This is a genomic window from Brevundimonas sp. GW456-12-10-14-LB3, from assembly GCF_059424365.1.
This window is the reverse complement of the sequence record NZ_JBWKZJ010000070.1, coordinates 1-4843: the sequence shown is the minus strand read 5'-3', so window position 1 is coordinate 4843 and position 4843 is coordinate 1. Positions and strand designations below refer to the sequence as shown.

Sequence of the window (4843 nt, the reverse complement as noted above, 5' to 3'; positions counted from 1 at the left end):
CCCCCGCGCCGGCCAAGCCCGCCCACCGCACGGTCCAGGCCCTCAAGACCCTGGGCCGCGGCGGCGCCGCCCCCGCCCAACAGGCCGCTCCCGCCGAAGACGGTTGGGAAGAATTCTAGGTCCGGCGGCGGGGGCGGGCTGGCGCCATGACGCCGGACCGCCCAGCTATGGCGTTCCCGACTGGAGCCCTGGAATGAGCCTCTCGATCTACGACTTCGCCACGCCCGTTCTGGCGCGCGGCCTCACCAATCTGTCCGGTTTCCTGGACAAGGCCCTGGCGGAGGGCTTCGACGAGACAATCCTGATCCAGGCCCGGCTGCACGACGACATGCGCCCCCTGGTCGCCCAGGTGCAGCTGGCCTCGGACACGGCCAAGGGCGCCGTGGCGCGGCTGGCCGGCGTCGACAATCCCTCCATGGCGGACACGGAGACAACCTTCGCGGAATTGAAGGACCGGATCGCCCGCACCCTGGCCTTCATCGACAGCGTCGACCCCGCCGCCTTCGCCGGCGCCGAGGCCCGGCCGATCCGCCTGAAGACGCCGAGCCGGGAGCTGAACTTCGACGGCCTGGGCTATCTGACCAGTTTCGTCCTGCCCAACTTCCATTTCCACGTCACGACCGCCTACGCCATCCTGCGCAAGGCGGGCGTGCCGTTGGGCAAGATGGATTATCTGGGGCGGCTGGCGCTGGTTTGAACGAAGAGGGCTGACAAGCGAATGTGAAGGGCCTATATGGCGCTCCACATCGTTAGACCGGCGTCCAACGGCGTCGTTCAAAGCGGCGGCCCGGACGGACCGCCGCTTTTGTTTTGGATATTCGCCGCTTGCGCGCAAAGACCGCCCAGGACCGCCAACTGCTGGAGCTGATCGACCCGATCGCGGAGTCGCTCGGGCTCGAGGTCGTGCGCGTGCGGCTGATGAGCGGCTCCAGGCGCCAGCGCCTGCAGATCATGGCCGAACGCCCGTCCGACCACGACATCTCGGTGGAGCAATGCGCCAAGCTGAGCCGGGCCGTGTCGGAGGTGTTCGACGCCGCCGACCCGATCTCCGGCGAATATCTGCTGGAGGTCTCCTCTCCCGGCATCGACCGGCCCCTGACCCGTCCCATCGACTTCGACCTGTTCGAAGGCGAGGAGGCGCGGCTGGAGACGGACCGGATGATCGAGGGCCGCAAACGCTTCAAGGGCGTCCTGGCCGGGTTCGAGGACGGCAATGTCCTGATCGACCTGGAGGGTGAGGAGGACACCGCCCTGATCCCCTTCGACTGGCTGGCCGACGCCAAGCTGGTCCTGACCGACGCCCTGATGAAACGGGGCGCCGCCATCCGCGCCGCCCGCGGCGAACCTGAAGACGACGGCCTGCCGGAAGGCGAGGCCGACGACACTGACACCGACACCACGACCCCTTCTGAGGACAAAGCCTGATGGCCGTCACCGGTATTTCCGCCAACCGCCTCGAACTGCTGCAGATCGCCGAGGCCGTGGCCCGCGAGAAGAACATCGACCGCGAAATCGTCATCGAGGCGATTGAGGAGGCGATCCAGAAGGGCGCCAAGTCGCGCTACGGCGCCCATCACGACATCCGCGCCAAGATCGACCACAAGACCGGCGAACTGTCCCTGACCCGTCACGTCACCATCGTCGAGGACGACTGGCAGCCGGAAGACGAGCTGGAGGAGTTCAACGACAGCGCCATGGTGCGTCTGCGCGACGCCCTGAAGCGCGACCCCGAGGCCGAGGTCGGCAAGGAATATGTCGAACAGCTGCCGCCGTTCGAGTTCGGCCGCGTCCAGACCCAGATGGCCCGCCAGGTCGTGACCGGAAAGGTCCGCGAGGCTGAACGCGCCAACCAGTACGAAGAGTTCAAGGACCGCGTCGGCGAGATCGTCAACGGCACGGTCAAGCGCGTCGAATACGGCAACACCATCGTCGACCTGGGCCGGGGCGAGGGCGTCATGCGCCGCGACCAGTCCATCCCGCGCGAAGTGTTCAACATCGGCGACCGGATCCGCACCTACATCTACGACGTCCGGCCCGAGGCCAAGGGCCCGCAGGTCATGCTGTCGCGCGCCCACCCGGGCTTCATGGCCAAGCTGTTCGCCCAGGAAGTGCCGGAAGTCTATGACGGCGTGATCGAGATCCGCGCCGCCGCGCGCGACGCCGGCTCGCGCGCCAAGATGGCGGTGCTGTCGAACGACAGCTCCATCGATCCCGTGGGCGCCTGCGTCGGCATGCGCGGCTCGCGGGTTCAGGCGGTCGTCGCCGAACTGCAGGGCGAAAAGATCGACATCATCCAGTGGAACCCGGACGAGCCCACCTTCATCGTCAACGCGCTGGCTCCGGCCGAGGTGTCCAAGGTGGTGCTGGACGAGGAAGCCGGCCGGGTGGAAGTCGTCGTGCCCGACGAACAGCTGTCGCTGGCCATCGGCCGCCGCGGCCAGAACGTGCGTCTGGCCAGCCAGCTGACCGGCTGGCAGATCGACATCATCACCGAGAGCCAGGACTCCGAGCGTCGCCAGCGCGAGTTCGGCGAGCGCACCGCCCTGTTCCAGGAAGCCCTGGACGTGGACGAGGTCATCGCCCAGCTGCTGGTCACCGAAGGCTTCGCCACGGTGGAAGACCTGGCCTATGTCGACCCCTACGAGGTCTCGGAAATCGAGGGCTTTGACGAGGAGACGGCCGAGGAGCTTCAGACCCGCGCCCGCGAATATCTGGACCGCAAGGCCGCCGAGCTGGACGCCAAGCGCGTCGAACTGGGCGTCGAGGACGCGGTTCTGGACGTGCCGGGCGTGACGCTCGCCATGGCGGTCGCCTTGGGCGAAGGCGGGGTCAAGACCGTCGAGGACCTGGCCGATCTGGCGACCGACGAAATTCGCGGCGGCTACGAGGTGAAGAACGGCGAACGGGTCAAGGTCCCGGGCGTTCTGGAAAGCTTCAACCTGGCCCAGGAAGAGGCCGAACTGCTGATCCTACAGGCCCGTGTGGCCGCCGGCTGGATCGACGCCTCGGAACTGCCGCAGCCCGAGCCGGAGTATGAGGACGAGGGCGACTACGCCGAGGGCGAGTACGATCCCGACCAGGTGTTCGGCGAGGCCGGTGGCGAAGGCCAGGCGTCCGACGACGCCGAACCGTCGAACACGTGATGGGAGACCTGGCCCTTCATGAGCTTGCGCGACGCGACGATCGATAGGGAACGCCGGGACCTGGTCAGCCACCAGGTCATGGACGAATCTCGTCTGATCCGTTTCGTCGCCGGGCCCGAGGGTCAGGTGGTTCCCGACCTGGGGCGCAAACTGCCCGGTCGCGGCCTGTGGGTCGAAGCCAGCCGCGCCTCGGTCGAGGCGGCGGTCAAGAAGAACGGCTTCACGCGCGCCGCAAAGACGAAGCTGACCGCGCCGGCCGATCTGGCGGATCTGGTCGAGCGGCTGCTGGTCCGGCGTTGTTTGGACCAGCTGGGTCTTGCCCGGCGCGAAGGCGTGCTTATCTCAGGCTTCGAAAAGTCCGCTGCGGCCCTGCGGGCCGGCAAGGCCGACTGGGTGATCGAGGCCTCCGACGGGGCCGCCGACGGCCGTGGCAAAATCCTCGCATTGGCCCGCCATCAGACCGCCAAGGTCTGCGGCGCCTTTACGGCGGACGATTTGAGTTTGGCCCTTGGGCTGGAAAATGCGATACACGCCGTCCTGCTTGCGGGCGGACGCGCCGATCGGTGGACCCTAGAGGTCGAACGACTGGCTGGATTTCGGCCGCTTCGCCCCCTTCACTGGGAGATTTCCGGTGTCGAGGACGGACCGGCGGGCGCACCCCCGACTGATTTTAATCACGGTGGGGCGAGCTGAGGATTTTGGCGGCCGAGGGCCTGTCTCCAGGGGCGGAGACGGGCTCACGGCCGTTTATGGGTATTGAGACGACGGCGGGCTTTTCCGCCCCAAGTAAAGCGACCGGATGAGCGACGAAAACGACAAGACCAACCAAGGCCAGGGTTCGAACACCGGCGGAACGCCGTCCCAAACGGGACCGCGGGCGCCGCTGAGCCTGAAGCCGCGCGCCGCGGGATCGGTTTCGACCGGCACCGTGAAGCAGAGCTTCAGCCATGGCCGATCCAAGACGGTGGTGGTCGAGACCAAGCGACGCCCCGGCGCCGGCGGGCCGCAACGCCCGCAAGGCTTCGATGTCGCTCGCCCGCAGCAGGCGGGACAGGCGCCGCGTCCGCAGGGCCAGCGCCCGGCCCAGCCCGCCGGCGGGGGTCTGTCGCCTGAGGAGCAGGAGGCCCGTCGCCGCGCCATCGCCCTGGCGACCCAGGCCAACGCCGAACGCGAACGCGCCGCCGCCGCTGAAAAGGCCGCGCGCGAAGCCGCCGAGCGTGAGCGCGCCGCCGCCAATGAACGCGCCGCCCAGGCCGCGCGCGAAGAGGCCGCCGCCGCCAAGGCCGCAGCCGAGGCCGCCCGCGCCGAGGCCGCCAAATTGGCCGCCGCCGCGCCTCAGCCGGTCAAGCCTGCGCCCAAGCCGACCCCGGCTCCGACGCCGGCTGCGTCCGCGCCCGCCCCGGCGCCGGTCGCTCCGACGCCGGCGCCTGCCCGTCCCGCCGCCCCGGCGCGTCCGACCGTCAACTTCGGCCAACGCGCGCCCAAGCCTGGCAATCCGCAGCGTGCGGCGCCGGAACGCCCCGCCTTCGGCGGCCGTTCGGCCCGCGAACAGGCGATGGGCGGCGGCGACCGGTCCTATTCAGATCGTCCTCAGTCGTCCGAGCGCCCGCAAGGCGACCGTCCCCAGGGCGGCCGCCCCGGCCCCGGCGGCCAGCGTCCCCAGGGCGCCAAGCCGGCCGAGCCGGTCCGCTATTCGGCCC

At 69.2% G+C, this 4843-nt stretch carries 5 protein-coding genes; all 5 read left to right on the top strand.

Annotated elements, in window-relative coordinates; genetic code table 11:
- Nucleotides 1-193 precede the first annotated feature (193 nt).
- Nucleotides 194-697: a DUF1993 domain-containing protein gene (locus AC07XS_RS15675; protein ID WP_182715178.1), complete on the top strand. Its 504-nt coding sequence runs from the start codon at nt 194-196 to the stop codon at nt 695-697.
- 128 nt (nt 698-825) lie between these two features.
- Nucleotides 826-1425: a ribosome maturation factor RimP gene (rimP, locus tag AC07XS_RS15670; RefSeq protein ID WP_228184804.1), complete on the top strand. Its 600-nt coding sequence runs from the start codon at nt 826-828 to the stop codon at nt 1423-1425.
- The gene (gene nusA / locus AC07XS_RS15665; RefSeq protein ID WP_182715180.1) at nt 1425-3143 is read left to right on the top strand and encodes a transcription termination factor NusA; all 1719 of its coding nucleotides are present in this window, start codon (nt 1425-1427) and stop codon (nt 3141-3143) included. The genes rimP and nusA overlap by 1 nt, the downstream gene beginning before the upstream one ends.
- Before the next feature lie 18 nt (nt 3144-3161).
- The gene (locus tag AC07XS_RS15660) at nt 3162-3836 is read left to right on the top strand and encodes an RNA-binding protein (protein WP_054764484.1); all 675 of its coding nucleotides are present in this window, start codon (nt 3162-3164) and stop codon (nt 3834-3836) included.
- 106 nt (nt 3837-3942) lie between these two features.
- Nucleotides 3943-4843 (top strand): IF-2-associated domain-containing protein (locus AC07XS_RS15655; RefSeq protein ID WP_182715181.1); only part of this gene is annotated, 901 nt, incomplete at its 3' end.